Origin of the sequence: Anaerotruncus sp. AF02-27, assembly GCF_003465835.1 — a bacterium.
In the GTDB taxonomy this organism is placed as follows: Bacteria; Bacillota; Clostridia; order Oscillospirales; family Ruminococcaceae; genus Anaerotruncus; species Anaerotruncus rubiinfantis.
The window spans coordinates 1-3,006 of sequence record NZ_QSBX01000059.1; the positions used below are offsets into that span (position 1 = coordinate 1).

Annotated in this window: 5 protein-coding genes; all 5 read left to right on the plus strand. The window is 50.2% G+C overall.

The window, feature by feature from the left end:
* Positions 1-1,187 (plus strand): hypothetical protein (locus tag DWV16_RS19235; protein WP_370219478.1); only part of this gene is annotated, 1,187 nt, incomplete at its 5' end.
* Positions 1,187-2,119, plus strand: a complete 933-nt coding sequence (locus tag DWV16_RS18670; protein WP_118480946.1) for a leucine-rich repeat domain-containing protein — start codon at positions 1,187-1,189, stop codon at positions 2,117-2,119. The genes DWV16_RS19235 and DWV16_RS18670, both read left to right, overlap by 1 nt.
* 13 nt (positions 2,120-2,132) lie before the next feature.
* Positions 2,133-2,456 carry a hypothetical protein gene (locus tag DWV16_RS18675; RefSeq protein ID WP_118480948.1) on the plus strand — a complete coding sequence of 108 codons (324 nt, stop codon included), beginning with the start codon at positions 2,133-2,135 and terminating at the stop codon, positions 2,454-2,456.
* Complete coding sequence (locus DWV16_RS18680; RefSeq protein ID WP_118480950.1) at positions 2,453-2,935, plus strand: carbohydrate-binding protein; 483 nt, start codon at positions 2,453-2,455, stop codon at positions 2,933-2,935. Before DWV16_RS18675 ends, DWV16_RS18680 begins: the two co-directional genes overlap by 4 nt.
* A gap of 12 nt (positions 2,936-2,947) precedes the next feature.
* Positions 2,948-3,006 (plus strand): phage holin (locus DWV16_RS19930; protein WP_370219480.1); only part of this gene is annotated, 59 nt, incomplete at its 3' end.

Consider the following 3,006-nt stretch of genomic DNA (forward strand, 5'->3'; position numbering starts at 1 on the left):
TTGACAACGTGGCGGAAAACGTCATTGCCAAGGGCAAGATAAACGACTTGATAACCCTGATCGATTCCACGGCAGGAGCGGAAAACATCGGAGCACAGGTCACGGGCATAACCGGCCAGACGGTGCAGCTCATTTTGTCGGCTTTAAAGGTGCTGGTTGACGACTGCTACACCAAAGCGGAAGCCGACGCGGAGATCGGGACAGAAACCAATACGCTGGTGCAGGATATCACCATCAATATGGATACGGGAGTAATCACAGTCACCAAAAAGGACGGAACCAGTGTAAGCACCGACACGGGGATTGAAAAAATAGCGCTGGACGTTTACCTGGACGGGACGGATTTTGTTCTCGTACTGGAAGATGGAACCCAGCAGCGGGTGAGCCTTTCATCCTTCATTGACACCTACACTTTTTCCAATACCGATACCATTGCTTTTACCGTTACGGGGACGGGCAACAATAAGGGCGTGTCGGCCACTGTGCGAAACAACAGCATCACTTTGGCAATGTTGGCAGTGGACGCGGTGACGGAGATCCAGACGAATGCAGCGGCGGCGCAGCAGAGTGCGGCAGCAGCACAGGCAAGCAAGGAAGCGGCAGCGGCTTCGGCCAATACAGCGCAGGCTGGGGCGAATACGGCAACCTCCAAAGCCTCCGAAGCGTCCACAAACGCGGTACTTTCCCAGAGCTACGCAAAGGGTGGCACAGGGACGCGGACGGGCGAGGACACCGACAACGCGAAGTTCTACAAGGAGCAGACTGCACAGGCATCCTCCACGGCGGTTGCGGCGGCGCAGACAGCGTCCAGTGAGGCGAACCGGGCAAAGAGCGAGGCAGACCGGGCGGCGGAGATTGTGGGCGGGGATTACGCGACAAGGACAGAGCTGGAAACCGGCCTTGCGCAAAAGTCTGATAAGTCCACGCTCTATGAAAGGGTATTAACCGCCGCCGGATGGAGCGCAGATACCCCACCGACGCAAACTGTGAGTATTCCAAAGGGAACCGCAGCAAGTGTAAATGAACTATTACCAGGCTATCCTATTACGGATGAGCAACTTGCAGCGTATCAAGCGGCAAATTTGCAGGATGGAGGACAGGCGGCAGGCTCGGCTACATACCAGTGCCGGGGGGAAATGCCAACAATTGATATTCCTGTGAGAATCATCGTAAGGGGGGATATGTGATGCCGAATATTATACATGGCGGCGGTGCAGCAGGCGGATGGAGCGAATCGTATGTTATAGACTTTGTAGAAAGAACCGCTAATAAAGTTTTTCTTCCGAAAGAAATAAAAAATATTGGAAGTTATGCATTTAGCAATTTCATTTCTCTTACACAAATTGATATGCCAGAAAATGTGATTTCAATCGGAGATCAGGCGTTTAACGGTTGCACAAATTTAGAAATAAGTAGGCTTCCTCCACATTTAGAAAGAGTCGGTATTTATGCATTCTATAACTGTAAAAAGATAACAATAAGAAAATTCCCCGATCTGATTTCTGAACTCGGTAGATATTCTTTTGCGCAATGCGATATGCTTACAACGCTGGAGCTGCCTGCAAATTTGAGGATAATAGGAGATAGTGCCTTTTATAAATGTCCAAACCTGCTGATACCATCTATACCAGCAGGGGTTTCGAGTATCGGTGTTAGTGCGTTTAGCCTATGCACTAACTTATCTCTTAGCTCTCTTCCGGAAAGTATCACAGAAATAAAGTCCTTGGCATTTAACGGGTGTACAAACCTACCGCTAACCTCCTTGCCATCCCAATTAAAAACTATAGAGAGTAACTGTTTCGCAAATTGTTCTAATTTAGCGTTAACCGAACTACCAGAAGGCATCACTGTAATAAAACTAAGTGGATTTGCTTTTTGTCCTAAAATTACACTTACAAAACTTCCGGATTCATTAACCACACTTGAGAGCCAAGCCTTTTGGGCGTGTACAGGGTTAACTGAAATATCGATAGGCTCCAATATACAAACCATAGTTTCAAGCGCTTTTTATATGTGTGAGAATCTTACATCCATCACCATTAACCGTGCACAGGATGCGGTAGCAGGTGCACCGTGGGGAGCTACAAACGCAACTGTCACATGGATTGGAACGACTTAAAGGAGGATTTTCTATGCAAATCTACAATACCTATCGTATGACAACACCAACACGAGTGATCGACCTTGCACCGAATGCGAATCCGGAGGACTTCGCCAATGGGGAAACCTACGAACTTAAACCAATGGTGCGAATCTTTGCCAAAGAAGGCAAGACGCTGACCAACGGAACTGTAACGCAGTCTTGTGTCATTTCTGAAACCGCAAAAGGCTGGACAGAGATAGACGAGCTCAATCCCGAAGTTGACCCCAATATTCCGGATGTTGCCGCCCTACAGGAACAGTTACGGCAGGCCGAGGAAAACGAGCAGATCATCACAGGAGGTGTGCCGACATGATGACACGAGATCAGGCGATAGAATTTCGCCGGAACATGGAAAAACAGGCCATGTTTGCGCCAGATGATGTGGCGGTTTCGCAGCCTGCATCCTACCCGGTTTGGTCGCCGGATGCGGTCAGCTATTATGACGGGATGGACAGCAAGCATCCCCAGAGTAAGGTGCGCGGACGCACACACCCGGACAGGCTCTATAAGTGTACGGCCCCGCATACCTCGCAGGAGAGCTGGGAGCCGGATGCGACTCCCGCCCTCTGGACGGTGATCGACGAGACGCACGCGGGGACTGTGGATGATCCCGTCCCGGCAGCACGCGGCATGGAGTATGAGTACGGCCTGTACTACCTCGACGGCGAGGATGGCAACATCTATCTCTGCGAGCGCAGCGGGACGGCTCCGGGCGAAAAGATTATCCTGCAATATCTGCCGCATGAGCTGGTGGGGCAGTATTTTACACTTTACACACCCGAGACTGTATAAGGAGGGATACATATGAAAATCAATTGGGAAGTACGCATTAAAAACCCGCTCTGGTGGGCGCAGATGGCATG